Source organism: Nostocoides sp. F2B08 (assembly GCF_009184895.1).
Classification (GTDB): domain Bacteria; phylum Actinomycetota; class Actinomycetes; order Actinomycetales; family Dermatophilaceae; genus F2B08.
Genome location: NZ_WESE01000003.1, coordinates 389452 through 416065, shown reverse-complemented (window position 1 = coordinate 416065; position 26614 = coordinate 389452). Strand labels below are relative to the sequence as shown.

The following is a 26614-nucleotide window of genomic DNA, read 5'->3' as shown; positions in this document are numbered from 1 at the left end:
CGTGCCCGACCGCACCCCGGACCCCGCCCTCCCTGTCGTCGCCCTCGTCGGCACGACGGCGACGGGCAAGTCCGACCTCGCCCTCGACCTGACCGAGCGACTCGCGCGATCGTTCGCACCCGCCGAGGTCGTCAACGCCGACGCGATGCAGCTGTACCGCGGCATGGACATCGGCACCGCCAAGCTGCCGGTCGACGAGCGCCGCGGCATTGCTCATCATCTCCTCGACGTCCTCGAGGTCACGGACGAGGCGAGCGTCGCCGCCTACCAGCGGGATGCGCGCGAGGCGATCGCGCAGATCAGGGCCGACCACCGCATACCCCTGCTCGTGGGCGGCTCCGGCCTCTACGTGCGCGCCGCCCTGGACAGGCTCGAGATCCCGCCGACCGACCCGGCGGTTCGGGCCGGCTACCAGGAGCAGCTCGCCAGCGGCGGGATCGAGCGGCTGTATGCGCTGCTCCGGGAGCGCGATCCCGTCGCCGCGGCCGCGATCGAGCCGCGCAACGGTCGCCGCATCGTGCGGGCCCTCGAGGTCATCGAGCTCACCGGCCGACCGTTCTCGGCGAGTATGCCCCGCAAGGAGTACGTCACCGCGACCGTCCAGCTCGGCGTGCGCCGCGAGCGTGAGGAGCTCGACGCCCGGATCGAGGTGCGGGCGCGGCGGATGTGGGAGACCGGGCTCGTCGACGAGGTGCGCTCGTTGGAGTCGCGCGGTCTACGCGACGGCGCCACCGCCGCCCGGGCGATCGGCTACGACCAGGCCCTGGCCCAGCTCGACGGGCGGATGAGCGAGGAGGAGGCGATCGCGGCCACCGCCGCCGCCACTCGACGTCTGGTCCGGCGCCAGGAGTCGTGGTTCGGCTCGGACGCGAGAATCACGTGGTTCGACGCCTCGGATCGGAGGGTCGTCGACCGCCTCCACGAGGCCGTGGCCGCCGCGGTGCACGAGGCCGACCCCCTCATGCACGAGAATGGGACCCATGACTGAGCTCCCCTTCGTCAAGGGTCACGGCACGGAGAACGACTTCATCCTCGTGCCGGACCTCGACGACGAGCGGCTGCTCGCACCCGAGCAGGTGGCGTGGCTCGCCGACCGGCACGCCGGGGTCGGTGGGGACGGCGTCATCCGGATCGTGCCGACGGAGCGGGCGACCGAGGACTTCGTGCGGGCCCAGGCCGGTGACGCCCGCTTCTTCATGGACTACCGCAATGCCGACGGCAGCGTGTCCGAGATGTGCGGCAACGGTGTCCGCGTGCTCGCCACCTATCTGCGCGAGACCGGACTCGAGTCCGGGGACGGGTTCGGCATCGCGACCCGTGGTGGTGTGAAGCAGGTGCGGGTGACGCCCGAGGGCTTCGCCGTCGACATGGGGCCGTGGCGGCTGACCGACCCCAGCGCGGCGGCGGAGTTCGGCCACGACACGCTCGTCCACGTCGAGGGTTTCCCGCCGTTCTCGGCCGTCTCTCTCGACCTCGGCAATCCGCACACCGTCGTCGCGCTGCCCGAGGAGGTGGACCTCGACGCGCTGCCGCTGCTGCATGCACCGACCCTCAACCCCGTCGCTCCCGACGGCTCCAACGTGGAGTTCGTGCGTCCCCTCGGGCCCGGTCATGTCCGCATGAGGGTGCACGAGCGAGGGGTCGGGGAGACGCGCTCGTGCGGCACCGGGGCCTGCGCGGCCGCCCTGGCGACGAGCTTCTGGGCGACCGGCGCGGTCGAGGTCGGTGACGCGTGGACCGTCGAGGTCCCGGGCGGGACGCTGCACGTTCGGGCGCTTCCGGGGGACCGGGTCGAGCTCGCCGGGCCTGCCGTCCTCGTGGCCGAGGGCGTCATCCGCCTCTGACCGATCGGACGCGGCTCAGGGCGTGCGGCTCGAGTCGAGTGGTGCCGGTTCGCGCCGGGTGTTCGCGGGCAGTGTGGTTACGGACGTGCGACGGTATGCGCGCCGCGCCTCCCCCGGATCCGTCACCGGGTGATCTCGGGCTCCCCCCGGGGTGCGGAGCGAAGCGCTCGAAGCACGACCCGGAACCCGACGTGCGGAAGCACCCGCCGAAATGCGACCTGACACCTGCACGTGCAGGGGTCAGGTCGCACTTCGGGTGCGTCATCCGCACACGGGGTGGACGGTCGGACTTCGGGCCGGCGGCGCGGCCCGACCGGTCACCGCGTCGGGGAGACGAGTCCGGCCCCGTATGCCCGGATGACGGCGACGGATCGAAGGGGGCTCAAACGCCCTCGCGCATCTTGGCCAGGCGGGTCTGCAGCGCCGGAACTCGGTGCGCGTTCCCGTGCAGCCCGACATACCGCTCACCGAAACTCCACAGGAGAGCATCGTCGAGCCGCCGCACGGCGCCGGGCGGGTAGCGGTAGTCCATCCGATCGGCGAGGGTGTCGTCGTCCACCGCGCGCAGGACGGTCGCGAGCTCGGCGAGCGACGTGATGCCGAGCTCGAGGACCAGCTCGGCGATCCAGGCGTAGTGGTCGGTGCGCGACCAGCCCGCCTCCGCATACTGACCGGCGAGGAAGGCTGCGAGCTCGCGCGGGCTGACCCGGGGATCAGCCCCGACCGCGTCTCCTGCAGGTCCCTCCCGCCCCGGGTCATCGGCGCCACCCGGTGTCTCGCGCACCCGGTCGCGAATCGTGGAGAACTCGCGGTCCGCGAGCTCGAGGAGACCGGCCGCCAGGGTGAAGCGGCGGTCGAGGTCGGGCGCGTGCTCGTCCGGAACGGTGCCCTTGTAGCGGATGTCGTGCTCGAACTCGGCCCACGCATGCTGCAGCACCGTGCGGATCTGCACCTGCGCCCGGAGGCCGGCCGTGAGCTCCTGGTCGTGCATCCGCCGATCCGCCCGACCGGGTCGCGGGCTGATGAGCAGGTGGCGGCTCGCGTAGCCGAATCGGCCCTCTTGGGCGGTCTCCATCCCCATGTCGCGGTCGACGTGGACGACTGCCTGGTCCTCGAGGAGATCGACGACCGCGTCGACGTCGCTGTGCACGTAGGTGATGACCCGCAACCCGATCTGGTCGGTGATGTCCCGCATGGGGTCGGCGAACACGGGCCGCCCGTCGTGGGTGCGGGCCACCTTGTCCGCGAACGAGGCGACCGACTTCGCCCGCCCCGTGACGGTGAGGTAGTTGATGCCGGCGTCGTCGAGGATCGAGGTCACGAGCCGGACGTACTCGGCGGTGGCCCCCTCGAGCCGCGGGTGCAGCTGCGCGTACTCGCGCACCGCGTCAGGCCCGTCCGTCGGGGGCGCCGGGACCAGCGGTGCGCGCGGGGACGGCGACAGGTCGGCGGGCAGGGTGGGGGTGACGATGTAGCCGGACTCGAGGTCGCCGTAGGTTGTCGTGTGCTGCGGCCGGCGCAGCGCGAACAGGCCGATGTAGGCGCACAGGACGGCGTCGATCTGGTCCTCGGCGACCCGGAGCTCGCTCTTGCGCACGGCCGTCTCGACGGCCGTGCGCAGGTCGGCCCAGCTCCCGGCCGCCGGTGGCGCGTCGAGCACGAGCGCCGGGTCGGCGTCGCACAGACCCTCGAGGAGACCGACGAGGACGAGCATCTCGGCGCGCAGCCGGTCGAGGTCGCGGCCGGTCTTGCTCTTGTACTTCAGGGTGCGTCCGAGCCGGAAGAGGGCGACCGTCGCGGGGTGGGGGTAGACCTCGATCGCCCGCCGGGATCGTCGCGAGCGGGGGTTGAGGTCGAGTCCGAGCCGGGCGGCCAGGCGTGCACCGCGCGGGGTGGGGGAGAACTGCGCCATGCCGAGGTTGGAAGGGTGGGCACCGGCGTCGAACCGGGCGAAGTCGCGATTGAGCGCTGCCTCGGCCGGGCGGTTGCCGCTCGCGTTGGCGACGATGAGCGGTGCGTCGATCGCGACGAGGCAGTCGCCGCGGGTGAACTCCTCGAGGGTCGTGACGATCTCGTCATCGGAGCGGGCCGCAGAGACGTGCACGAGATGCCCGCTCTCGTCGAGCACGGCCAGACCCGTCGGCCGGCGCACACCCCAGGCCAGGTCCACGCCGATGACGTACATGCGCCCAGCATGCCGCACCGGAGCGCCTGCGGATGTGGCTCCTCTACCGCTTGGGAGGGTGGATCTTGTCGGCGAGGGTGTCCTCGTGCGCGTGCGCGCGCTTCTCGGCCCGCTTCTCCTTGATGGACTTGCCCGACTTCTTGGACATCTTCTGCCGGGGGGACTTGTCGCTCATGGCGAATCACTTCCGTCGGGAAGCCCGACCGGCTCCCATCCCATGACAGTACGCCCCTGCCGCCCGCTAGGACACGACGAGGATCCGGAAGCCCTTGCTCGAGGACTCCCGGCTGCACTCCAGGCCCAGCTCCGTCCCGATCCACCGTTGCAGGGAGTCGGCGCCGAGGTTCTTCGAGACGACGAGGTATGCGCGGCCTCCCGGGGTGAGTCGCGGCAGCCAGGTGCGGAGCAGGTCGTGCAACGCTGCCTTGCCCACCCGGATCGGCGGGTTGGACCAGATCAGGTCGAAGCGCACCTCCGTCGGCACCTGCTCGGGAGTGGCAGCGCGGATGCCATCGAGGCCGAGGGCTGCGGCGTTGTCGCGGGTCAGGGCGAGCGCCCGCTCGTTGACGTCGACTGCCCAGACCCGGGCGGCGGGGGAGAACAGGGCGAGGGTCAGCGCGATCGGGCCCCAGCCGCAGCCGAGGTCGAGGAAGGTCCCCGCCTCCGGCGGCGCGGGGACCGAGTCCAGCAGCACGGCGGTGCCCTTGTCGAGGCCGCCCGGTGAGAACACGCCTCCGGCCACGGAGACCGTTACGGGTCGGCCCGCGAGCTCGAGCTCCAGGCGTCGTCGCTCCCCGGCACTGGCCGGCTCCGCGCTGAAGTAGTGGTCCCCGCTGGCGGTCATGGCGACATGGTGCCATCCGGTGAGCGTGGGTCGACTGGCCTGCCGCTGGCGGACGTCCCGCTGCGGGCGCCCCCGGCGCGGTGCCCGCGCCGAAACCGGTTGGCGCTGTCACCGCGCGGTGGGACACTGGACGGACCATGACGGCACGCCACACCACTGATCACATCACCGACCCGACCAGCACAGACGCGAACCGCACAGGCGACACCAGCACCGACATCGCCTCGGACCTGTTCGCCGCCCGCGCGAGCGCCCTCGCGCGGGACGAGTACGACGATGCCGGGTTCGTCCTCGACGACGGCGACGAGAGCCGCTTCGACCGCGGCGTTCTCGACCGCGAGGAGCGCGCGGCCCTGCGCCGGGTCGCCGGTCTGTCCACCGAGCTCGCCGACATCACCGAGGTCGAGTACCGCCAGCTGCGCCTCGAGCGCGTCGTGCTCGCCTCGGTCTGGTCCGACGGCACCGCCGAGGACGCCGAGAACTCCCTTCGCGAGCTCGCCGCCCTCGCCGAGACCGCGGGGGCCCAGGTGCTCGCCGGGGTCATCCAGCGCCGCGTCCACCCCGATCCGGCCACCTACCTCGGCAAGGGCAAGGCCGCCGAGCTGCGCGACCTCGTCGTCGCCGAAGGCGCCGACACCGTGGTCGCCGACGCCGAGCTCGCCCCGAGCCAGCGCCGCGCCCTCGAGGACGTCGTCAAGGTCAAGGTCATCGACCGCACGGCGCTGATCCTCGACATCTTCGCCCAACACGCCAAGTCGCGCGAGGGCAAGGCCCAGGTCGAGCTCGCCCAGCTCCAATACCTGCTCCCGCGCCTGCGCGGGTGGGGTGAGTCGATGTCCCGGCAGGCCGGTGGCCAGGTCGGTGGAGCGGGTCAGGGCATGGGCTCGCGTGGTCCGGGTGAGACCAAGATCGAGCTCGACCGGCGGCGGATCAACTCGCGTATCGCGAAGCTGCGCCGCGAGATCACGAGCATGAAGACCGTCCGCGACACCAAACGCGGCAGTCGGCGGGCCAACCGGATCCCGTCGGTCGCGATCGCGGGCTACACCAACGCCGGCAAGTCGAGCCTGCTCAACCGGCTCACCGACGCCGGCGTCCTGGTCCAGAACCAGCTGTTCGCCACGCTCGACCCGACCGTCCGCCGCGCGGAGACCCCGGAGGGTCGGGAGTACACCCTCGCCGACACCGTCGGCTTCGTCCGGGCCCTCCCGCACCAGCTCGTCGAGGCGTTCCGGTCCACGCTCGAGGAGGTGGCCGAGGCCGACCTGCTCCTGCACGTCGTCGACGGCTCGCACCCCGATCCGGAGAGCCAGATCACCGCGGTCCGCACGGTCCTCGCCGACGTCGACGCGACCGACGTCAAGGAGATCATCGTCGTCAACAAGGCCGATATCGCCGACCCCGAGGTGCTCGACCGGATCCGGCGGCACGAGAAGCACTCGATCGCAGTCTCGGCCCGCACCGGCGCCGGCATCGAGGAGCTGCAGCGCCTCATCGCCGACGAGCTGCCGCAGCCGGACGTGCTCGTCTCGGTCCTCGTGCCGTACGACGAGGGTCAGCTCGTCTCCCGCGTCCACGAGGAGGGTGAGCTGCTCGCCGCCGAGCACGAGGAGGACGGCACCCGCCTGACCGCCCGCGTCAACGAGGACCTCGCCGGAGAGCTCTCGCGGTATGCCGTCTGACGGCACCTCCGACGCGGTTCCCGCCGAGCTCGACCCCAGCGAAAGCCCGGCCGGTATGCGGTCCGCGCCACCGCATACCCCTGACCTGCCCGACGGGGTCGACGAGGTGCGGGTCCAGCGTCCCGACGAGCTGGCCGAGGTCGTGGCGCTCGCCGACCTCGCGTTCCTCCCGGAGGAGGAGGGTATCGGCGCGCTGGTCGCCGACCTGCAGGCCGACCCGGCCTTCTCCGGACAGTCCTACGTCGCCGTCGCCGACGGCCGGGTCGTCGGGCACACGATGCTCACGCGGGCCTGGGTCGACACCGAGGACCGCCTCCTGACCATCGCTCTGCTCAGCCCGCTCGCCGTCCACCCCGACTGGCAGCGTCGCGGGGTCGGCCGGGCTGTCGTCGGGTATGCGCTGGCCCGGGCCGCGGAGAGCGGCGCCCCCGGCGTCGTGCTGGAGGGCGACCCGGCGTACTACTCGAGGCTCGGCTTCGAGCCGGCCGAGCCCTGGGGCCTGCAGCGCCCGTCGGTGCGGATCCCCGCGCCGGCGTTCCAGTGGGTCCGGCTGCCGGCGCACGAGCCGTGGATGCGGGGGAGGGTCGTCTATCCGGACGTGTTCTGGCGGCACGACGCGGTCGGTCTGCGCGGCCACCGTGGCCCGGGCCGGTCCCTGGAGGTCACGACCGTGACCCTCGGCGCGCGCGACCTGCCGGGGCTCGTGCGGTTCTACGGCGCGCTGCTCGAGCGGCGCGTCCCACCGGATGCCGCGATGGCCGAGACCGACTGGATCGGGCTCGGTGACCCCGACGGCGGCATCTCCGTCGCCGTCCAGCTCGAACCGGAGCAGGAACGGGTCACGTGGCCCGCGGGCGCGGGCGCGGGCGAGCAGCACATGCAGGTCCACCTCGAGATCCGCGTCGACGACCTCGACCGGGCGGTCGAGCATGCGCTCGCGTGCGGGGCCGAACTGGCCGCGCACCAGCCCCAGGACGACGTGCGGGTCTGCCTCGACCCGGAGGGACATCCTTTCTGTCTGTGGGTAGACACCGGGTGAAGCCCGGCGTGTGCGGCCTTGACATCCCCCGCTTCGCCCTCCCACCTGCCTAGACTCGTCAGGCAAAGCCACCGTTCGACATCGACCGGCGGTGGTCACTCGAAAGGAGACCCGACGATGGGTGAAATCATCGGCATCATCATCGCGGGCGCCATCATCGGCGCGCTCGCCCGGCTGTTCATGAAGGGCGACCAGAACCTCGGTGTCCTGTGGACGATCATCCTCGGTGCGCTCGGTGCGCTCGCAGGCACCTTCGTCGCGGGTCTGTTCGGGGTCGACGACACCGCCGGCATCGACTGGATCCGGTGGATCATCTCGATCATCCTCGCGATCGTCTTCATCTCGGCCTACCTCGCGATCCGGAACCGCCCGAGGGGCACCTGATCGCACCCATCCGACGTCTCACGTCGGACCAGCACGACATCGGAAGGGGCCGGCGCGCGCGCCGGCCCCTTTCGTCTGCTCGGGCACCCCGACCGTAGGATCCCGCCTGTGTCCACCTATCCGCGGGAGCTGACGACCGAGCGCCTCGTCATCCGTGCGCCCGTGGACCGCGACCGGGCCCTGTGGGTGCGGCTGCACCGCGACCCGACCCTGTACCGTCACGCCCCCTGGGCGCTCGCCCCGAGCGACGCCGCGGCCGGCGAGCTCTTCGACCAGGTGCGGGCGCACTGGGACGAGCACGGCTTCGGCTACCACGTCGTCGAGCGGCGCGTCGAGAAGACCACCGAGCCGATCGGCGTGGGCGGGCTGCGGTCCGAGCGCGGGGGAGAGCTGAACCTGTACTACCGCTTCAGCGGCGCCGCGCAGGGCGAGGGGTATGCGCGTGAGGCCTCCCGCGCCTGGGTCGCAGCGGGCGTCGAGCACCTCGACGGCACCGTCACCGCGGTCGCCAAGGAGCACAATGTCGCCTCGGTGCGGACCGCCCTGACGGCCGGCTTGGGGCGAGCCGGGACCCGGCTCGCCGACGGCGACCCGGTCGGCGACGCGCCGTCGGTCCTCCTCCGCGCGCCGCGCATCGAGGTGCACGGCGAGAACGGGTTCGGCGCAGCCCTGCGAGCCGACGTCCTCGACCTGTGGTGCCGGGTCACGGCCGCCGGTGGCGCCGTCGGCTTCGTGCCCACCGATACCCGGGCCGACCACGCCGCCGCACTCGAGGCGCACGAGCAGCAGATGCGTGACGGCCGCGCGACCGCCGTCGTCGTCCGCGACCCGGACGCCCCCGGCGATCCCACGGTGGCGGCCGTGGGGTGGTGGGTGCGCGATCCGGCGGCGCTGCTCGCCCACCGGCGCACCGCATACCGCGTCATGACCGATCCGGACAAGCGCGGGCGGAACCTCGGACGGATCCTCATGGCCGCGATGCACCGGGCCGCCCGGGCCGATGGGGTCGAGATCGCGACGCTGACAGTGCGCGGAGGGCTCGGGCTCGAGCGGTTCTACGAGCGGTGCGGGTACCGCGAGGTGGGTCGGATCGAGGGGGGCATCCGGGTCGCGCCCGGCGACGACCGTGACGACATCCTCATGGCGCGGCGGCTCTGTGGAGAACCGGTGGAGCTGTCCGAGGGGTGACCTAGGGTGGGGGGATGCTCGAGCTCGACGACCTCCTCCACGCCGCGGTCGCCGAGCTCGGTGGCACGGAGCGTCCTGGGCAGGTCCGCATGGCGCATGCGGTCGCCGAGGCCGTCGAGACCGGCGAGCATCTGCTCGTGCAGGCCGGCACCGGCACGGGCAAGTCGCTGGCCTACCTCGTCCCGGCGATCGCGCACGCCGTCGAGACCGGGCGCCCCGTCGTCGTGGCGACCGCGACGATCGCGCTGCAGGGACAGATCGTCGATCGCGACTTGCCACGTCTCGCGGCGGCCCTGACCCCGCTCGTCGGGCGGCGGCCGACCTTCGCCATCGTCAAGGGGCGGCGCAACTACCTCTGCAAGAACAAGCTCGCCGGCGGGTTCCCCGACGATGAGGACCTGCTCTTCGGCGCCGACCGCGTCGACTCGTCCCTGTCCGCTCGCGAGGCCGAGGCGCGACGGGTGCGCGAGTGGGCCGACGAGACCGAGACCGGCGACCGCGACGACCTCGTGCCCGGCGTGAGCGACCGGGTCTGGCGGGCCCACTCGGTCTCCGCCGAGGAGTGCCTCGGACAGCGCTGCCCGATGGTGACCGAGTGCTTCGTCGAGCTCGCGCGCGCCGCCGCCCGCGACGTCGACGTCGTCGTCACCAACCACTCGTTCATGGCGATCGACGCGTTCGAGGGCCGGCAGATGCTGCCCGAGCACGATGTCCTCGTCATCGACGAGGGGCATGAGCTGGTCGACCGGGTCACCTCCACCGTGACAGACGAGCTCTGGCCGGGCGCGGTCCGGGGGGCCGCGAAGCGAGCCGGACGCCTGCTCGAGTCCTCCGAACGGCTCGACGACGCGGCCGAGACCCTGACCACCGCCCTCGAGGCCGTTGCCGACGGCCGTCTCACCGGCATACCGGATGCGCTGGCGCTCGCCCTCGGTCAGGTGCGTGATGCGGCTCGCTCGGCCTTGAGCGAGATCAAGCCCGACGACGCCCGCGAGATCGACGGCGCCCGCCAGGTCGCGATGGCCGCCCTCGACGAGCTCTTCGACGTCGCCGCCCGCGTGCTCGAGGAGCGCGAGCTCGACGTCGCCTGGACGACCGACGACCAGTGGCGCGGGCGGGTGCTCCATGTGGCGCCGATGAGCGTCGCGCTGCTGCTCCGCGACAAGCTGTTCACCGACCGGACCGTGGTGCTCACCTCGGCGACCCTCGAGCTCGGCGGATCCTTCGACACCGTCGCGGGCACGATGGGACTGCGTGGGGAGGGCTCCCCGCGCTGGCAGGGGCTCGACGTCGGCTCGCCGTTCGACTACCGCCAGCAGGCGATCGCCTACGTCGCCGCCCACCTGCCGCCGCCGGGTCGCGACGGTCTGCCGGACGCGTTTCTCGACGAGATCGAGCTGCTCGTGCGCGCCGCCCGCGGACGGACACTCGGTCTCTTCTCGTCGATGCGGGCAGCGAGGCAGGCCGCCGAGGTCATGCGCGCCCGGTTCGACGGCGACCCGAGCGGCATCACGGTGCTGTGCCAGGGCGAGGACCAGATGACGACCCTCGTGCGGGCCTTCGCCAAGGAGCCGACCGTGTGCCTGTTCGGCACGCTCACCCTGTGGCAGGGGGTGGACGTGCCGGGCTCGTCGTGCCAGCTCGTCATCATCGACCGGATCCCGTTCCCGCGTCCGGACGACCCGATCACGTCGGCCCGCTCCCAGGCCATCGCCGAACGCGGCGGGAACGGCTTCATGTCCGTCTCGGCCCCGCATGCGGCGCTCCGCCTGGCCCAGGGCGCCGGCCGACTCATCCGCCGCGCGGACGACCGGGGGATCGTCGCGTTCCTCGACAACAGGATGATGACGGCGCGCTATGCCGGGTTCCTCCAGCGGTCCCTGCCGCCCTTCTTCCCGACGACCGACCAGGCTCTCGTCGTCGGTGCCCTGCGCCGCCTCGACGAGTCGGCACCCGAACCGCTGCCGGTCCACGAGCCGCCGCCTCGGACCCTGAGCGGCCGCAGCGTCCTGCCGAAGGCCGCTGTGACGACGCCGGGAGCGCAGGCTGCCGCGGCGGCGCCTCCAGCGGATCCGCCTCCGCCGCCCACCGGGTCGCGGACGGCGGTCACCCTCGGCGAGGGCTGGAGCGAGCAGGAGGACGAGGAGCTCGTCGACGGCCTCGACCTCGGCCTGGACGTGCCGACGATCGCCGACCAGCTCGAGAAGTCCGTGGAGGTCGTCACCGCCCGGATCGCCGCACTCGGCCTCACCGTGTCCGACGACCAGGAGAGCTTCGCCTTCGAGTGAGAGTGGCCGGGGTAGATCTCGTCGGGGCACCGTCTCGAGCCACTTCACCACGCCAACGGATGGTTCACCCCGCAAAGTAACCGTGGTGAACCAGCTGTTTGTCGGTTGGGGAGAGAAACGTGAGGCGCGAGCACATCGTGCCGGGTGCGGTGTCGGAGTCTCGTGGCAGGCTGTGCTGGTGAGCAACCTCGTCCTCATCGCCGGCCCCGAGACGCTGCTCATCGACCGTGCGGTCGACCGCGTGCTGCGCTCGGCCCGCGAGAGCGCCGAGGACCTCGAGGTGATCCGGATCGCCGCCACAACCTACACGGCTGGGGAGCTGACCCTTCAGGCCAGTCCGTCGTTGTTCGGCGGGGACAAGCTCATCCTTGTGCGCGACCTGGACGAGGCGGTCGACGACCTCGTCACCGACCTCGACACCTACCTCTCCGCACCTGCTCCCGACGTCGCGCTCGTCGTCACGCACAAGGGTGGCCAGCGCGCCAAGCGCATCCTCGACGCGTTGAAGAAGGCGGGCGCCGAGACGGTCGACGCCCCGGCCATCAAGTCTGACAGGGACAAGAGCGAGTTCGTCCTCGCCGAGCTGTCAGCGGCCGGGCGCACCGCCCGCCCCGACGCCGTGCACGCCTTGGTCGACGCCGTCGGCAAGGACCTGCGCGAGCTCGCGGCGGCGTGTCAGCAGCTGATCTCCGACACCCACGGCGTCATCGACCTCGATCTCGTGACGACGTACCACGCGGGCAAGGTCGAGGCGACCGGCTTCCGCGTCGCCGATGCCGCGGTCGCCGGGAACACCGGGGAGGCGCTCCGCCTGCTGCGTCACGCCTTCGCGGTGGGGGTCGACCCGGTGCCCATCGTCGCGGTCCTGGCCTCTCAGCTGCGCCAGCTCGTCAAGGTCGACGCGGCCGGTCGGGGGCGCAGCGCCGACATCGCCCGTCAGGTCGGGCTGGCGCCGTGGCAGGTGGACAAGGCCCGACGCGTGCTCGGCGGGTGGGACAGCGAGGGGCTCGGTCGCAGCATCCAGGCCGTCGCTGCGGCCGACTTCGAGGTCAAGGGCGGCGGCCGTGACCCCGAGTACGCCGTCGAGCGAGCCGTCCTGACGATCACGCGCGAGCGGCGAAGGCACTGATGGCGCGCGTTTTGGCCGGTGCCCACCGCCGCTGCTAGATTTATTTGTCGCGTGTGCGCCGTCAGGTCGTCGGCGCGCGCAGCACGACTCGAGTACGACCAGCAGCACAACCTGAGCAGCCGATTCAACGACGGTGCCCCACGCCGGTGTCCCACGGTTGCTCCTGCCGCCCTCTACGGCAATGCCTTCATTGGCGGGGCCCCTCGGGGTCCGAAAACACGACGAAAGCGAACGATCACCAGTGGCAAACATCAAGTCCCAGCTGAAGCGGATCAAGACCAACCGCACGGCGACGGAGCGGAACAAGGCCGTCAAGAGCGAGGTGCGGACCTGGATCCGCAAGTTCCGCGAGGCTGCCGACGCCGGAAAGGCCGACGAGGCGCGCGAGCACCTCGCGACCGCGAGCAAGAAGCTCGACAAGGCCGTGAGCAAGGGCGTCATCCACAAGAACCAGGCCGCCAACAAGAAGTCGGCCATGGCGAAGCGGGCCGCTCAGCTCTGAGGCTCCTCAGCCTTCGGTTCGACTCAGGCCGGTCACCCACACGGGTGACCGGCCTGCGGCGTCTCCCGCGCATACCGATCGTCGCCCGGATTCGACCGTGCCCGATCGCGACGGACGGGTATGCGGTGGTCACCGGCCTCGATATCCACCGCTAGGCCGTCCCTCGCCAGCGTCGGGCGGGATCAGGCGTGCCGAAGGACACCCTCCGCGACCGCGTCGAAACGGTCCCGCGCCAGGACGGCGCCCTCGCGGCGAATTCGGTCGGGGTCGATGCGGAGGACGCGATTGACGCGCACCTCGCTGGGACGGCCCTGCCGGTCCCAGGCCCCGGAGCCGATGTCGACCCAGATCCGGCCGGCCCGCCGTTCTTGCGCCTCGTCGCGGTCGTGGTCGCGGCTGGTCATCTGCAGGGCGAGCAGCCACGGCCCGTCGCGTCCGATGAGCAGGACCGGGCGGTCCTTGCCCTGGCTGTGATCCTCCTCATAGGGCACCCACGCCCACACGATCTCGCCGGGGTCGGGCTCCCCGTCGGGATGCGGTGCATACGCGATCTCCACCCGCCCCCGGAAGTCTCCGGGATAGCCGGCGGACGGCTCCGCTGCACGCCCCCGCGCGGGTGAGGGCGCCGTGGGCACCGGGCGCGGACGACCGCTGGTGCGCGCCTGCCGACGCAGGGCGCGGTCGACCTCACGCTGCACGGTTCCGAGGATCGAGCGCAGCAAGGTGTTCGCCATGGAGGAACATCCTACGTGGCGACTTGTGAGGTAAGGCTCCCCTAAGTATTGTCCTCGCCATGACGTTGAGAGCCCGATCCCTCGCCATAGCCGCCGTCGCCGCACTGACCCTGACCGCGTGCGGCGGTTCCGACAGCACCGACGGCTCCGCTGACGGCGGCGACGGCTCCGCCGCCGACGGCGATGTCGTGACGATCTACTCCGGCCGCAACGAGAACCTCGTCGGCCCTCTGCTCGAGCAGCTCGAGGAGGCCACGGGCACCCCGGTCGAGGTCCGCTACGGCGACTCCGCCGAGCTCGCGGCCCAGCTCCTCGAGGAGGGAGAGCGCACCGAGGCCGACCTCTTCTTCAGCCAGGACGCCGGCGCCCTCGGCGCCCTCGCCAACGAGGGTCGGCTCGCCACCCTCGATGAGTCGCTGACCGGGGCGGTCATCGACGGGTACGCCGACGAGGAAGGCCACTGGGTCGCCACCTCGGCCCGCGCGCGCGTCATCGCCTACAACCCCGACCTCGCGCCCGAGGTCGCCGAGATGACCTCGATCGACGAGATCCTCGACCCGCAGTACCGCGGCCAGATCGGCATCGCGCCGACGAACGCCTCGTTCCAGTCCTTCGTCACCGCCCTGCGCGTGGACCGTGGCGAGGACGGTGCGCGCGACTGGCTGACCCGGCTGCAGGAGAACGAGCCGCGGATCTACGAGCGCAACGGCCTCATCCTGGACGCCGTCGACAACGGGGAGGTCGCCCTCGGGCTGATCAACCACTACTACTGGTTCGAGAAGGCCGACGAGGTGGGCCTCGACAGCATCACCGCGCAGATCCATTTCCTGAACAGCGACGACCCCGGCGCCCTGATCAACGTCGCCGGAGCCGGCATCCTCGAAGGCTCCGAGCAGAGCGAGGGTGCCGCGAGCATCATCGAGTACATGCTGTCCGAGGAGGGCCAGCAGTACTTCACCGACGAGACCTCCGAGTACCCGGTGGTCGACGGCATCGAGCTCAAGGAGGGCCTGACGCCGCTGGCCGAGCTCCAGGGAAGCAGCGTCGACCTCAACCAGCTCGACTCCCTCGCCGAGACCCTCGCCCTCCTCGAGGAGGTCGGCCTCACCTGATGCACGACAGGTCGGCGGTCGCACCACGACGGCTGCGCCGCAGCGGCAGGCCCCCGGGGTTCCTCGCGATCCCGGGGCTCGTCGCTGCCGCCGTCGCGCTGCTGCCGATCGCCTACCTCGCCGTGCGGGCCTTCGAGTCCGGTCCTGGCCGCGTCGTCGAGGTCATCGTGCGCGAGCGCACCGCCCTCCTCGTCGGCCGCAGCCTGGCCCTGACCTTCGCGGTGACGGCGGCCAGCATCCTGCTGGGACTGCTCTTCGCCTTCCTCGTCGTCCGCAGCGACCTCCCCGGTCGCACCGTGATCGGTGTCCTCGCGGCCTTGCCGCTGGCGATCCCCTCGTACATCGCCGCCTTCGCGTGGGTCTCCTCGCCGGTGGACGTCAGCGGCTTCGTCGGAGCGTTCCTCGTGCTCACCGCGAGCTGCTACCCGTATGTCTACCTCCCGGTCGTCGCAGCCATGCGCGGGATCGACCCCGCGACCGAGGAGGTCGCGCGCGGCCTGGGCCGAACCCCGTGGCAGGCCTTCTGGTCCGTGACCGCCCGCCAGGTCCGCCCCGCCGCCGCCGGAGGCGCCCTGCTCGTCGCGCTCTACACGCTGAGCGACTTCGGCGCGGTCTCCCTCCTCCGCTACGACGTCTTCACACGCGTCATCCACACGTCCTACCGCTCGAGCTTCGACCGCACGCCCGCCGCGATCCTGGGCCTGCTCCTCGTCCTGCTCACCGTGACCATCACGGTGACCGAGTCCCGGATGCGCGCGAGCTCGGAGCAGGTGCGCGTCGGTGGGGGAGTGGCCCGGCGCCCGAGCACGATCCGCCTCGGCCGGTGGGCCTGGCTCGCCGGACCCCTGACCACCGTCATCCTCGCGGTCGCGCTCGTCTTCCCGATCACCTCGCTGCTGTACTGGTCGGCCACCGGCCTCTCCAGCGGGGTCGACGTCGGACGCCTCGTCGAGAGCGCGGTGACGACCGCGTGGTTCGCGGTGCTCGGCACCCTCGCCTGCGTCGCGCTGGCGATCCCCGTCGGCATTCTCGCCGCCCGCTACCGCAGCGGCCTGGTCCGCTTCCTCGAGCACGCGACCTTCGCCGGACACGCCCTCCCGGGCATCGTCGTCGCCCTCGCGCTCGTCTTCTTCGGGATCCGGTTCGCCACGCCGATCTACCAGGAGACACCGCTCCTCGTGCTCGCCTACGCGGTCCTCTTCCTGCCCGCCGCCGTCGCCGCGGTCCGGTCCTCGGTCGCGATGAGCAGCCCGCGGGTCGAAGAGGTCGCCCGCAGTCTCGGCAAGACGCGTGGCCAGGTGCTGCGGCAGGTCACCCTGCCCCTGGCCGCACCCGGGATCGCAGCCGGGGCGGCGCTCGTCCTTCTCACAGTCATGAAGGAGCTGCCGGCGACGCTGCTCCTTCAGCCCACGGGGTCGACCACCCTCGCGACGAGCCTGTGGACCGAGACCGGCGTCGCCGCCTACGCGGCAGCGGCGCCATACGGCCTGGCTCTGGTCGTCCTCGCCGTTGTCCCTACGCTGATCCTGATGAGAGTGCAGGCCACCCGATGAGTGAAGTGATGATCCGCGGCCTCGCGGTCGGGTTCGGAGCCGGATCCGAGCGGACCGAGGTGTTGCGTGGCCTCGACCTCGACGTGACCGACGGACACCTCACGGCCGTCGTCGGCGCCTCCGGCTGCGGCAAGACGACCCTGCTTCGCGCGATCGCCGGGTTCGTCCCCCCGGACGCCGGCACGGTGAGCATCGACGGTCAGGTCGTCGCGGGCCGCGGCGTCCACATCCCTCCGGAGCGGCGCGGCGTGACCCTCGTTCCCCAGGAGGGGGCGCTCTTCCCCCACCTGGACGTCGCCGCCAACGTCGCCTTCGGTCTGACCCGGCGCCAGCCGCGCAGCCGGGTCGGCGAGCTCCTCGAGCTCGTCGGCCTGGGCGGCATGGAGTCCCGCCGCCCGCACGAGCTCTCGGGCGGCCAGCAGCAGCGGGTCGCCCTGGCCCGCGCTCTCGCACCCGAGCCGCGTCTCGTGCTGCTCGACGAACCGTTCTCCGCGCTGGACGCCGGACTGCGCGAGTCGGTGCGGGCCGAGGTCCGCCGGGTGCTGCGCCGCGCGGGCACGACCGCCTTGCTCGTCACGCACGACCAGGACGAGGCCCTCTCGGTGGCCGACTCGGTCGCGGTGCTCACGAACGGCACGGTGGCGATGCACGCGAGCCCCGAGAGCGTGTATGCGCGGCCCACCGATCTCGGTGTCGCCCGGTTCATCGGCCAGGTCGTCGAGCTTCCCGCCCGCGTCCGCGGCCGGGAGGCCCACACCGCCCTCGGCTGTGTCCTCCTGTCGGCCGACACGGTCAGCCCGAGCGCGAACGGTTCCGAGGCACTGGGAACGGTGACCCTGCGTCCCGAGCAGATCCGGATCCTCGGGGTGGACCAGCCCGGCGTCGTCGGCCATGTCGAGGAGCGCACCTACTATGGTCACGACGCGACGGTGGCGGTCCGGCTCGAGGGTGAGCACGGCATACCGGGTCCACGGGTGATCGTGCGCACGACCGGCGCCCTGCCGCCCGAGGACGAGGTTCGCCTCGCCGTGACGGGTACGGGCCGCTTCTTCCCCACCCCCTGAACCCCAGATGCGATCGGCGCCTCAGGCGCTGGGGATGATTCGGCCCCCGCTCGGGCCGCATGGGAGACTGGACCGCCTGACCCGCTCCCACCCCACGAGCGCCGACCAGCGCCCGCCCCGACCCACTCAAAGGCCTGACCCGACCCGTGTCACCTCGCGCTTCGACCGTGCTCCAACCGCACGCCACCCCGCCCTCGGCGATCCGCAACTTCTGCATCATCGCCCACATCGACCACGGCAAGTCGACCCTCGCCGACCGCATGCTGCAGATCACGGGGATCGTCGACGACCGCGCGATGCGCGCCCAGTACCTCGACCGCATGGACATCGAGCGTGAGCGGGGCATCACGATCAAGAGCCAGGCGGTCCGGATGCCGTGGTCGGTGACCCGGGAGTCCGGGGCGAGCGACGCATACATCCTCAACATGATCGACACGCCCGGGCACGTCGACTTCACCTACGAGGTCTCCCGGTCGCTGGCCGCCTGCGAGGGCGCTGTGCTGCTCGTCGACGCGGCCCAGGGGATCGAGGCGCAGACCCTGGCCAATCTCTATCTGGCGATGGAGAACGACCTGACGATCATCCCGGTGCTCAACAAGATCGACCTGCCGGCGGCCCAGCCGGAGAAGTACGCCGAGGAGCTCGCCGGCCTCATCGGGTGCGAGCCCGAGGACTGCTTCCGGGTGTCGGGCAAGACCGGCATGGGCGTCGAGCCGCTCCTCGACGAGATCGTCCGCCAGGTGCCACCGCCCGTCGGCGACGCCGACGCCCCCGCCCGCGCGATGATCTTCGACTCGGTCTACGACACCTACCGTGGCGTCGTCACCTACGTGCGGGTCGTCGACGGCAACCTGAACCCGCGCGAGCGGATCGCGATGATGTCGACCAAGGCGACCCATGAGCTCCTCGAGATCGGCGTCATCTCGCCCGAGCCGGTCCCGTCCAAGGGCCTCGGCGTCGGGGAGGTCGGCTACCTCATCACCGGCGTCAAGGATGTGCGCCAGTCCCGTGTCGGCGACACGGTCACCAACGCCGCGAAGCCCGCGGCGCAGGAACTCGGCGGCTACCGCGACCCCAAGCCGATGGTCTTCTCCGGCCTGTACCCCATCGACGGGTCGGACTACCCGGCACTTCGCGATGCGCTCGACAAGCTCAAGCTCAACGACGCCGCCCTGGTCTACGAGCCGGAGACCTCCGCGGCGCTGGGCTTCGGCTTCCGCTGCGGCTTCTTGGGCCTGCTCCACCTCGAGATCGTGCGTGAGCGACTCGAGCGCGAGTTCAACCTCGACCTCATCTCGACCCAGCCCAACGTCGTCTATGACGTGACGATGGAGGACGGCAAGGAGATCGTCGTCACCAACCCCTCGGAGTTCCCGGGCGGCAAGGTCGCCGACGTCCGCGAGCCGGTGGTGCGCGCGACCATCCTCGCGCCGAGCGAGTTCATCGGCGCGATCATGGAGCTCTGCCAGGGCAAGCGGGGGACTCTGCGCGGGATGGACTACCTGTCCGAGGAGCGCGTCGAGATGCGCTACACGCTCCCGTTGGCCGAGATCGTGTTCGACTTCTTCGACCAGCTCAAGTCGCGCACCCGCGGTTATGCGTCGCTCGACTACGAGGCCGACGGCGACCAGACCGCAGACCTGGTCAAGGTCGACATCCTCCTCCAGGGCGAGCAGGTCGACGCCTTCAGCGCGATCGTGCACAAGGACAAGGCGTACGCCTACGGCGTCGCCATGGCCGGCAAACTCAAGGACCTCATCCCGCGCCAGCAGTTCGAGGTGCCGATCCAGGCGGCCATCGGCGCGCGCATCATCGCCCGCGAGAACATCCGCGCCATCCGCAAGGACGTCCTCGCCAAGTGCTACGGCGGCGACATCACCCGCAAGCGCAAGCTCCTCGAGAAGCAGAAGGAGGGCAAGAAGCGGATGAAGATGGTCGGTCGGGTCGAGGTGCCCCAGGAAGCCTTCATCGCCGCGCTCTCCTCGGACGACACCGGAGCCAAAGCGAAGAAGTAGGGGCTCCGTTGCCGTCGAGACCGGCCTCGTAGCCTGTCGGCATGGCAGATGTGCAGACCATCTTCCGCCGACTCTCGCGCGTGCCCGGCGGTCGGTGGGCGTTCTCGAAGGCGGTCTGCCGACGGGCACCGTACTTCGGGACGATCCGCCCGTCGGTGCGCGCCGTCGAGCGGGGGTATGCGGAGGTCGCCCTCCCCAAGCGCCGCGCCGTCGAGAACCACATCGGGACCGTGCACGTCATCGCTGTCTGCAACGGTCTCGAGGCGGCGATGGGGCTGCTCGCGGAGGCGACGACACCGCCCGGTATGCGGTGGATCCCCAAGGGGATGGAGGTCACCTACGTCGCCAAGGCCACGAGTGACCTGCTCTGCATCGCCGAGTCGGACCCGGATCTGTGGACCGAGGCCGGTGACATCGCCGTGCAGGTGCGGGCTGTGCGCGACGATGGGAACGTCGTCGTCGAGGGCTCGATCACGGTCTATGTGAGCGTGCGGCCATCGAGCTGAGCTGCGCCGGGCGGGCATGTGACGCGTTGGGCATGCCGGTGGTCTGGCGGGGTGCTGCCGGTATGTCAGGGGCGTGGCATGTGACGCGTTGGGCATGCCGGTGGTGTGGCGGGGGGCTGCCGGTATGTCAGGGGCGTGGCATGTGACGCGGTAGGCATGCCGGTGGTGTGGCGGGGGGCTGCCGGTATGTCAGGGGCGTGGCATGTGACGCGTTGGGCATGCCGGTGGTGTGGCGGGGTGCTGCCGGTATGTCAGGGGCGTGGCATGTGACGCGGTAGGCATGCCGGTGGTGTGGCGGGGTGCTGCCGGTATGTCAGGGGCGTGGCATGTGACGCGTGGGGCCTGCCGGTGGTCTGGCGCTGGAGTGCTCAGGCCTCGCGCAGGTGTCGGCGCAGCGTTCGGACCTGCTCCTCGCTCCAGCCCTGGGCACGCAGCCAGCCCTCCGCCCCACCGAAGCCGTCCCGCACGGATGTGAGGATGGCCTCCATCGAGGCGGCCTTGGGGCGTTGGTCGTCGACGGGCTGGGACTTCAGCGCCTCGCCGTACACCGGGTGTGAGGCCAGCCGGTCGAGGATGCGAGTGATCCGTTCGTCGCTGAGCACGTAGTCCTCGACGATGACCTCGTCGGGCACCCCGGCCACCGACAGGGCCATGGCGACGACGGTGCCGGTCCGGTCCTTACCGGCGGCGCAGTGGACGATCGTCGCGCCCTCGCTGCGGGCGATGACGTCGAGCGCGGCGCTGACCGAGTCCGGCCGCTCGGACAGATAGCCGAGATAGTGATCGGCCCAGAACCGGGCGTCGCGGCGGCCGTCGTACTTCTTCCACGGCGATCCGAGACCGGTGTCGGCGCGTTCCGGCTCGGGCACCCGGTCGGCGAACGCACGGTCCGGGAGGAGGGAGTGGTGGTGGTGCTGGAGCGTCTCGAGGACGCGCAGGGGGCCGTCGCCGAGCAGGTGCAGCTCGGTCTCGCTCCGTAGGTCGACGATGTCGCGCACGCCGACGCTGTCCACCAGATGGTCGACGGCCTCGGGCGAGAGGTCCTGCAGGTTGTCGGAGCGGATCAACCGCCGCCACGCGGTGCGGCCGCCGTCGACGGTCGGGAGCCCGCCGAGGTCGCGCATGTTCGCGACCCCGTCGATCTCGATCCAGCGTCCCGCATGCAGCTCGTCGGTCACCCGGTCATCGTATGCGGGGGTCCTGGGCGGTCGGACAGGCCGGCGGCGACCCGGCGTCCGGGCAGCGGAGCGCCCTGCGGTCCCGGTGGGTGCGGCGCGCGGGGGGTCCCTGACGTGGCGCACTTCCGCGCTCAGGGCGGACCTGGGCACTCCGGCCGCGGAAATTTCTGCGCCAACGGCCTGCAACTGCGCCCGGTGGGGAGTTCCGCGCCCGGCCGCAAGATCCGCCGCCGCCTCGGGTAGCCGCGACGAGACGGTTCCGGCGAACGACACCGCATCCGCCACGCACCCCCACATAGGTGAGGGCCTCGGAAAGTATGAGTTTCCGAGGCCCTCTGCGTGGAACCGAAGTCCCACACGATGAGGTCGAGGGTGTTGATCCGAAGATCGTCTTCTCGATCTCTGGCTCTCACCCGAAGGTGAGTGCGTATGGATATTTCTAGTCGACCGACCGAGGCTCCGCAAGAGGCTTCCGGGAGGATTTTCCCGACGATTTTCGACTCCCTCGGCGTGTCGTCGTGACACGCCGAGACGTGTGACCCGTGTGGCGGATGGGACCTTGCAGACCCACCATTCGCCCGATGTTCGCCTGCCCTGCGAGACTGACGAGATGCCTCAGCTGCCCGACGGCGAGCCGGTCCCGACCGACGGGAGCCTGCCCGCCACCGCCCTGGACGCGATGGCGGCGAACCCGTTCAGCGCATACCTGCATGTGCCGTTCTGCCGGGTCCGATGCGGCTACTGCGACTTCAACACCTACACCCCTGGGGAGCTCGGGGACGCGGCGTCCGTGCCGAACTACGTGCGCGCCGTCGAGCGGGAGATCGCCCTCGCGCGGGAGGTGCTCACCCGCGGCGGGCGCGCGATGCCGCCACTGACGACGGTCTTCGTGGGCGGCGGCACTCCGACCATGCTCGCGGCGCCGATGCTCGCCGGTCTCGTCGGGCGTCTGCTCGAGGCCTTCGGCACCCCCGGTGAGCACGGCCGACCGATCGAGATCACCACCGAGGCCAACCCCGACTCCGTCACCCCGGAAGGACTCGAGATCCTCGCGCAGGCGGGAGTCAGCAGGATCTCGATCGGCATGCAGTCCGCCGTGCCGCACGTCCTGGCCACCCTTGACCGCACCCACGATCCGACAGCGGTCGGGCGGGCCGTGCGGTGGGCCAAGGACGCCGGGCTGCAGGTCAGCCTCGACCTCATCTACGGGACGCCCGGCGAGAGCCTGGCCGACTGGGAGCACTCGCTCCGAACCGCGCTCGAACAGGAACCCGACCACGTCTCCGCCTACGCGCTCATCGTCGAGGACGGCACCCGTCTCGCCACCCAGGTCCGCCGCGGTGAGCTGCCCGCTCCCGACCCGGACGATGCCGCCGACAGCTACGAGCTCGCTGACGCGCTCCTGCGCGCCTCGGGCCTGCGCTGGTACGAGGTGAGCAACTGGGCCCGTTCCGACACCGCGCGGTGTCGGCACAACCTCGGCTACTGGACCGGCGGGTCCTGGTGGGGCTTCGGCCCAGGGGCGCACAGTCACGTCGGCGGTGTGCGTTGGTGGAACGTCAAGCACCCCCGCGCCTACGCGGACCGGCTGGCCTCGGGGACGACGCCGGCGGCGGCCAGGGAGATCCTGACCCCCGACGAGGTCTACGACGAGACCGTGCTGCTCGGGGTGCGGCTGGCGGACGGTCTCCCCATCGATGCGCTGCGTCCCGAGGGGCGCGGTGCGGTGGCGGCGCTCATCGCGGACGGACTGGTGCAGCACGAAGCCGCCCTGCGCGACCGACGGCTGGTGCTGTCGATGCGGGGGCGGCTGCTCGCAGACGCCGTGGTGCGTCGGCTCGTGCTCGGGCTGTGAGCGTCAGCTCACGAACGAGGGCGTGAGCGGCGGGCTGTAGGGCTCGCCCTTGTTGGCCTTGATGGCGCCGAGGATGTGCACGACGAGGCCGAACACGATGACCAGCGGCAGCGTGAGGAAACCGATGAGCACGAGCATGAGCACGTACGAGATCGCGGCTCCGATGCACACCATGATCTGGGCGTTCAGCGCGCCGGCGGCGTACTGACGGGCGGCGGCGCCGCGGTCCTTGGCGTACAGGTAGACGACGAGCGAGCCGATGAATCCCGCGAGCCCGCCGCTGATCAGCATCAGCACGAGCGGCGTGACGTGCGCGATCGTGCCGAGGTTGCGGTCCTCGGAGGACATGCCCGAGATGGCGCCGGGTGCCTGGTAGGGGGTGGGGGACTGGTAGCCGGGGTCCTGGCCGTACTGGCTCATGGTGTTCTCCTTCGTGGGTCCGGGTCGTGAGGGCTTGTCCTCACGGGTCGGTGTCTCGATATCCAGTCAAGCGCACGCCGGGCCCTACGGAATCCTTCTCCGCGCGAGTTCAGGGGCGAAGCAGGGGGGCGCTCAGGGATGATCCTGAGCGCCCCCACGTCGGATGGAGCGCACGAGCCGATCAGCGCCTCACTTGATCAGCCGGAGCGTGAGTGGATAGCGGTACCACTCCCCGTTGTTCGCCTTCACCGCGGCGATGATCGGCATGATGATCATCCACGGGATGAGGGCGAGGATCATGACGATGCCGATCAAGAGGAAGATCGCCAGGCCGGAGACGATCGCGGCGATGGTCACCGTGATCTGGAAGTTCAGGGACTCCTTGGCGTGGTGCTCGAGGAACGGGCCCCGTCCCTTGAAGACCAGCCAGATGATCAGCGGGGCGAGGAATCCGGCGACGAGGACGAGCAGATGCGCGGCGAGAGACCAGCCCTTCTCCTCCTGCGGGCTGAGCGGAGCGCCGACCGGGGCGCCGTATGCGGGGGCCGGCCCGGGAGCGGGAGCGCCGTATGCCGGGGTCTGGCCGGGTGCGGGAGCGCCGTATGCAGGGCTCGCCTCGGGCGCGGGTCCGGCCGGCTGACCGCTCGGCTGCGGTGCCCACGGTTGCTCGGCAGCCGGCATCGGTGGGGGCGGCGGCGCCGGCGCATCGGCCTGCGGGCTGGAGCTCGACGGTGGGGGAGGAGGCGGGGCGGCTGAAGGTTCGGACTGCTCGCTCGCCTGTGACGTCGTCTCCGGGCTCGCCACGGAGGTGGGGTCGGAGAAGGTCTCCGAACTCGTCTCGGAGATCGGCTCGGTCGCCGGAGCAGGGACGTTCTCATCGTCGGTGCCATCGGCCGGGACGGCGCTGTCCTGCGGCTCATCCGACTCGTGTTCGGTGAAGTGCTCGTTCGGATCCGGCCGGTCGGGAGTTGTGCTCATGGGGCGTCCTCTCAGTGCTCAGGAGCGGTGACGAAGTCGATCAGCTCCTCGACGCTCGCGAGGAGAGCCGGCTCCAGATCAGCATACGTGCGGACCGTCGCAAGGATCCGGCGCCAGGCGCGAGCCGTGTCGGCCACGGTCTCGTGCGGCCACCCGAGGTGGGCGCAGATTCCCGCCTTCCAGGGCGTGCCCTTGGGGATGACCGGCCACTCACGCAGTCCGAGTCGCTCAGGGCGCACCGACTGCCAGACATCGACATACGGGTGGCCGAGGACCAAGGTGTGTCCCGCATACGGGCGCAGGTTCCGAGCCTGTTCGACGACTCGCCACTCCTTCGTCCCCGGCACCAGGTGATCGACGAGGATCCCGAGTCGGCGTCCCGAGTCGGGCGCGAAGTCTCGGATGGCGCCTTCGAGGTCGTCCACGCCGTCGAGCATCTCGACGACGACGCCCTCGAGACGCAGGTCGTCGCCCCAGACCTTCTCCACCAGCTCGGCATCGTGCTTGCCCTCGACGAGGATCCGCGAGCCGCGGGCGACCCGGGCGCGAGCACCGCGGACCGCGACCGACCCGCTCGCGGTGCGGCGTGCTGGCGCGGGGGGCGCAGCTGCGGCGGGTGCGGTGAGGACGACGGGCGTGCCGTCGACGAGGAACCCGGGACCGAGGGGGAAGGTGCGGGTGCGACGGTGGCGATCCTCGAGCACGACGACGTGGACCCCGCCGGCTTTCTCGGTGCGCACGACGGCGCCGCACCACCCCGTCTCCACCTCCTCGACGACGAGTCCGACCTCGGCCGGCCTGGGCGCCGAGACGGGACGTCTGCCCCGGCGCCAGTCGCCGGCGAGCACGTCGCCGCCGTAGCGGTCCGCTGGTGAGCCGTAGGGAGTGCTGCCTGTCACCCGGTAAGATTGGCACTCGGGAAAGGTGAGTGCCAGCCCGCCACGCCGGGCCGGGCCAGGCGGCGGCGAGACCGCCGCGACCACACCGTGGAACCCGTCGACCGAGACCGGAGGAGGAGACGATGAGCGACGAACGACGACTGGCCGTGCTGCGCGCCATCGTCCAGGACTACGTCCAGACCTCCGAGCCGGTCGGGAGCAAGGCGCTGCTCGAACGGCACCAGCTGGGCGTCTCCGCCGCGACGGTCCGCAACGACATGGCGGCCCTGGAGGAGGCCGGGCTGATCGTCGCCCCGCACACCTCGGCCGGTCGGATCCCGACCGACGCGGGATACCGGTTGTTCGTCGACCGGCTCTCGACGATCAAGCCGCTCAGCCCGGCGGAGCGGACGGCCATCGCCCGATTCCTCGACGGGGCGGTCGACCTCGACGACGTCGTGGACCGCACCGTCCGGCTGCTCTCGACCCTGACCCGCCAGGTCGCCGTCATGCAGTACCCCTCGATCTCCCGCTCGACGGTTCGCCACCTCGAGCTCGTCCCGCTCGGCGGGTCGCGCATCATGGTCGTGCTCATCCTCAACACAGGCCGGGTCGAGCAGCGGATCGTCGAGGTCTCGACCGAGCTCGACGGCGAGGATGGGGAGGATCTCGTCGCCCTCCTGCGCACCCGGATCAACGAGGCGACGGTCGGCAAGCGACTGGCCGACGCCTCGGCCGCCCTCGAGGCGCTCCCGTCCGGCTTCGAGCCCGACCAGCGCGACACCGTCCGGTCCATCACCGCCGCGCTCGACGACGCGCTCGTCCCCGAGCGTGAGGAGCGGGTCGTCATGGCGGGCACGGCCAACCTGGCCCGCTCCGGCATGGACTTCCCCACGCACCTCTATGACGTGCTCGAGGCGCTCGAGCAGCACGTCATCCTCCTCAAGCTCCTGAGCACCGCGGGGGAGAGCGCGGACACCCTCGCCGTGCGGATCGGGCACGAGAACCCGTTCGCCGAGCTGCAGACGACCTCGATGGTCACCTCCGGCTACGGTCCGGGCGCCGATCTCGTCGCCGGCCTCGGCGTCGTGGGCCCCACCCGGATGGACTACCCCAGTGCTATGGCCGCGGTGCGCGCCGTGGCAACCTACGTGAGCAGGATCCTCGCCGACTGACGGCCTCAGGCGAGCGGACACACAGCGACCGACACCGCGGACCGGCAGACGACCAGGACCC

The 26614-nt window shown here is 71.3% G+C and carries 24 protein-coding genes; 16 read left to right on the top strand and 8 right to left on the bottom strand.

From position 1 onward, the window contains the following. Position 1 precedes the first annotated feature (1 nt). Together miaA and dapF are read left to right on the top strand one after the other, a co-directional pair. Entirely contained in the window at positions 2-988 is a 987-nt protein-coding gene (miaA, locus tag GA707_RS09365; protein ID WP_152178142.1) for a tRNA (adenosine(37)-N6)-dimethylallyltransferase MiaA, read from the top strand. Next, positions 981-1844, top strand: a complete 864-nt coding sequence (dapF, locus tag GA707_RS09360) for a diaminopimelate epimerase (RefSeq protein WP_152178141.1) — start codon at positions 981-983, stop codon at positions 1842-1844. The genes miaA and dapF overlap by 8 nt, the downstream gene beginning before the upstream one ends. 382 nt (positions 1845-2226) lie before the next feature. On the opposite strand, the gene GA707_RS09355 is transcribed toward dapF, so the two are convergent. From GA707_RS09355 to GA707_RS09350, 3 genes are all read right to left on the bottom strand, one after another. After that, positions 2227-4029 carry a DUF429 domain-containing protein gene (locus GA707_RS09355; RefSeq protein WP_152178140.1) on the bottom strand — a complete coding sequence of 601 codons (1803 nt, stop codon included), beginning with the start codon at positions 4027-4029 and terminating at the stop codon, positions 2227-2229. Positions 4030-4072: 43 nt separating this feature from the next. Continuing rightward, on the bottom strand, positions 4073-4204 hold the full coding sequence (locus GA707_RS21530; RefSeq protein ID WP_255425057.1) for a hypothetical protein: 132 nt from the start codon (positions 4202-4204) through the stop codon (positions 4073-4075). Between the two features lie 66 nt (positions 4205-4270). Next, entirely contained in the window at positions 4271-4873 is a 603-nt protein-coding gene (locus GA707_RS09350) for a class I SAM-dependent methyltransferase (protein ID WP_152178139.1), read from the bottom strand. 137 nt (positions 4874-5010) lie between these two features. Between GA707_RS09350 and hflX the strand changes: the two genes are divergently transcribed. From hflX to rpsT, 7 genes are all read left to right on the top strand, one after another. Next, positions 5011-6555, top strand: coding sequence for a GTPase HflX (hflX, locus tag GA707_RS09345; protein WP_152178138.1), 1545 nt, complete (start codon positions 5011-5013; stop codon positions 6553-6555). Continuing rightward, the gene (locus GA707_RS21235) at positions 6545-7594 is read left to right on the top strand and encodes a GNAT family N-acetyltransferase (RefSeq protein WP_226963667.1); all 1050 of its coding nucleotides are present in this window, start codon (positions 6545-6547) and stop codon (positions 7592-7594) included. The genes hflX and GA707_RS21235 overlap by 11 nt, the downstream gene beginning before the upstream one ends. A gap of 117 nt (positions 7595-7711) precedes the next feature. Beyond that, positions 7712-7978: a GlsB/YeaQ/YmgE family stress response membrane protein gene (locus tag GA707_RS09330; protein WP_152178137.1), complete on the top strand. Its 267-nt coding sequence runs from the start codon at positions 7712-7714 to the stop codon at positions 7976-7978. A gap of 108 nt (positions 7979-8086) precedes the next feature. Then, positions 8087-9166, top strand: a complete 1080-nt coding sequence (locus tag GA707_RS09325; RefSeq protein ID WP_152178136.1) for a GNAT family N-acetyltransferase — start codon at positions 8087-8089, stop codon at positions 9164-9166. Positions 9167-9180: 14 nt separating this feature from the next. Beyond that, positions 9181-11454, top strand: coding sequence for an ATP-dependent DNA helicase (locus GA707_RS09320; RefSeq protein ID WP_152178135.1), 2274 nt, complete (start codon positions 9181-9183; stop codon positions 11452-11454). 178 nt (positions 11455-11632) lie between these two features. After that, positions 11633-12583: a DNA polymerase III subunit delta gene (gene holA, locus GA707_RS09315; RefSeq protein WP_226963666.1), complete on the top strand. Its 951-nt coding sequence runs from the start codon at positions 11633-11635 to the stop codon at positions 12581-12583. 241 nt (positions 12584-12824) lie between these two features. Further along, on the top strand, positions 12825-13085 hold the full coding sequence (rpsT, locus tag GA707_RS09310; RefSeq protein ID WP_152178133.1) for a 30S ribosomal protein S20: 261 nt from the start codon (positions 12825-12827) through the stop codon (positions 13083-13085). Between the two features lie 182 nt (positions 13086-13267). On the opposite strand, the gene GA707_RS09305 is transcribed toward rpsT, so the two are convergent. Continuing rightward, a complete protein-coding gene (locus GA707_RS09305; protein ID WP_152178132.1) occupies positions 13268-13819 on the bottom strand; it encodes a type II toxin-antitoxin system PemK/MazF family toxin in 552 nt (183 codons plus the stop codon). 59 nt (positions 13820-13878) lie between these two features. On the opposite strand from GA707_RS09305, the gene GA707_RS09300 reads away from it, so the two are divergent. The 5 genes from GA707_RS09300 (at position 13879) to GA707_RS09280 (ending at position 20069) form a co-directional block, all read left to right on the top strand. Next, positions 13879-14931 carry an iron ABC transporter substrate-binding protein gene (locus tag GA707_RS09300; RefSeq protein ID WP_152178131.1) on the top strand — a complete coding sequence of 351 codons (1053 nt, stop codon included), beginning with the start codon at positions 13879-13881 and terminating at the stop codon, positions 14929-14931. Further along, positions 14931-16484 carry an iron ABC transporter permease gene (locus GA707_RS09295; protein ID WP_152178130.1) on the top strand — a complete coding sequence of 518 codons (1554 nt, stop codon included), beginning with the start codon at positions 14931-14933 and terminating at the stop codon, positions 16482-16484. The genes GA707_RS09300 and GA707_RS09295 overlap by 1 nt, the downstream gene beginning before the upstream one ends. Further along, on the top strand, positions 16481-17548 hold the full coding sequence (locus GA707_RS09290; RefSeq protein WP_152178129.1) for an ABC transporter ATP-binding protein: 1068 nt from the start codon (positions 16481-16483) through the stop codon (positions 17546-17548). Before GA707_RS09295 ends, GA707_RS09290 begins: the two co-directional genes overlap by 4 nt. A gap of 146 nt (positions 17549-17694) precedes the next feature. Further along, complete coding sequence (gene lepA / locus GA707_RS09285; protein WP_152178128.1) at positions 17695-19563, top strand: translation elongation factor 4; 1869 nt, start codon at positions 17695-17697, stop codon at positions 19561-19563. Between the two features lie 41 nt (positions 19564-19604). Continuing rightward, on the top strand, positions 19605-20069 hold the full coding sequence (locus GA707_RS09280) for a hotdog fold domain-containing protein (RefSeq protein ID WP_152178127.1): 465 nt from the start codon (positions 19605-19607) through the stop codon (positions 20067-20069). A 368-nt stretch (positions 20070-20437) separates the two neighbouring features. Here GA707_RS09280 and GA707_RS09275 read toward each other — a convergent pair whose 3' ends face one another. Next, positions 20438-21247 carry a tyrosine-protein phosphatase gene (locus GA707_RS09275; RefSeq protein ID WP_226963665.1) on the bottom strand — a complete coding sequence of 270 codons (810 nt, stop codon included), beginning with the start codon at positions 21245-21247 and terminating at the stop codon, positions 20438-20440. Positions 21248-21857: 610 nt separating this feature from the next. On the opposite strand from GA707_RS09275, the gene hemW reads away from it, so the two are divergent. Continuing rightward, positions 21858-23102, top strand: coding sequence for a radical SAM family heme chaperone HemW (hemW, locus tag GA707_RS09270; protein ID WP_152178125.1), 1245 nt, complete (start codon positions 21858-21860; stop codon positions 23100-23102). A 3-nt stretch (positions 23103-23105) separates the two neighbouring features. Here the strand turns inward: hemW and GA707_RS09265 are convergent, their stop codons facing one another. The 3 genes from GA707_RS09265 to GA707_RS09255 form a co-directional block, all read right to left on the bottom strand. Next, positions 23106-23522, bottom strand: a complete 417-nt coding sequence (locus GA707_RS09265) for a DUF4870 domain-containing protein (RefSeq protein ID WP_152178124.1) — start codon at positions 23520-23522, stop codon at positions 23106-23108. A 189-nt stretch (positions 23523-23711) separates the two neighbouring features. Then, a complete protein-coding gene (locus tag GA707_RS21230; RefSeq protein ID WP_226963664.1) occupies positions 23712-24500 on the bottom strand; it encodes a DUF4870 domain-containing protein in 789 nt (262 codons plus the stop codon). 11 nt (positions 24501-24511) lie between these two features. Then, a complete protein-coding gene (locus GA707_RS09255) occupies positions 24512-25399 on the bottom strand; it encodes a DUF3097 family protein (RefSeq protein WP_226963663.1) in 888 nt (295 codons plus the stop codon). 122 nt (positions 25400-25521) lie between these two features. Here GA707_RS09255 and hrcA point away from each other — a divergent pair, with 122 nt between their 5' ends. Next, complete coding sequence (gene hrcA, locus GA707_RS09250) at positions 25522-26553, top strand: heat-inducible transcriptional repressor HrcA (RefSeq protein WP_152178123.1); 1032 nt, start codon at positions 25522-25524, stop codon at positions 26551-26553. Positions 26554-26614: the final 61 nt, after the last annotated feature.

Excerpts from the sequence above, each read along its gene's own strand:
- GA707_RS09305 (WP_152178132.1), bottom strand. The coding sequence starts at position 13,819 with ATGGCGAACACCTTGCTGCGCTCGATCCTCGGAACCGTGCAGCGTGAG.
- GA707_RS21230 (WP_226963664.1), bottom strand. The coding sequence starts at position 24,500 with ATGAGCACAACTCCCGACCGGCCGGATCCGAACGAGCACTTCACCGAA.
- GA707_RS09320 (WP_152178135.1), top strand. The coding sequence starts at position 9,181 with ATGCTCGAGCTCGACGACCTCCTCCACGCCGCGGTCGCCGAGCTCGGT.
- GA707_RS21530 (WP_255425057.1), bottom strand. The coding sequence starts at position 4,204 with ATGAGCGACAAGTCCCCCCGGCAGAAGATGTCCAAGAAGTCGGGCAAG.
- GA707_RS09300 (WP_152178131.1), top strand. The coding sequence starts at position 13,879 with ATGACGTTGAGAGCCCGATCCCTCGCCATAGCCGCCGTCGCCGCACTG.
- GA707_RS09355 (WP_152178140.1), bottom strand. The coding sequence starts at position 4,029 with ATGTACGTCATCGGCGTGGACCTGGCCTGGGGTGTGCGCCGGCCGACG.
- dapF (WP_152178141.1), top strand. The coding sequence starts at position 981 with ATGACTGAGCTCCCCTTCGTCAAGGGTCACGGCACGGAGAACGACTTC.
- GA707_RS09295 (WP_152178130.1), top strand. The coding sequence starts at position 14,931 with ATGCACGACAGGTCGGCGGTCGCACCACGACGGCTGCGCCGCAGCGGC.
- hrcA (WP_152178123.1), top strand. The coding sequence starts at position 25,522 with ATGAGCGACGAACGACGACTGGCCGTGCTGCGCGCCATCGTCCAGGAC.
- hemW (WP_152178125.1), top strand. The coding sequence starts at position 21,858 with ATGCCTCAGCTGCCCGACGGCGAGCCGGTCCCGACCGACGGGAGCCTG.
- GA707_RS09330 (WP_152178137.1), top strand. The coding sequence starts at position 7,712 with ATGGGTGAAATCATCGGCATCATCATCGCGGGCGCCATCATCGGCGCG.
- hflX (WP_152178138.1), top strand. The coding sequence starts at position 5,011 with ATGACGGCACGCCACACCACTGATCACATCACCGACCCGACCAGCACA.
- GA707_RS09280 (WP_152178127.1), top strand. The coding sequence starts at position 19,605 with ATGGCAGATGTGCAGACCATCTTCCGCCGACTCTCGCGCGTGCCCGGC.
- GA707_RS09290 (WP_152178129.1), top strand. The coding sequence starts at position 16,481 with ATGAGTGAAGTGATGATCCGCGGCCTCGCGGTCGGGTTCGGAGCCGGA.
- GA707_RS21235 (WP_226963667.1), top strand. The coding sequence starts at position 6,545 with ATGCCGTCTGACGGCACCTCCGACGCGGTTCCCGCCGAGCTCGACCCC.
- GA707_RS09350 (WP_152178139.1), bottom strand. The coding sequence starts at position 4,873 with ATGACCGCCAGCGGGGACCACTACTTCAGCGCGGAGCCGGCCAGTGCC.
- GA707_RS09265 (WP_152178124.1), bottom strand. The coding sequence starts at position 23,522 with ATGAGCCAGTACGGCCAGGACCCCGGCTACCAGTCCCCCACCCCCTAC.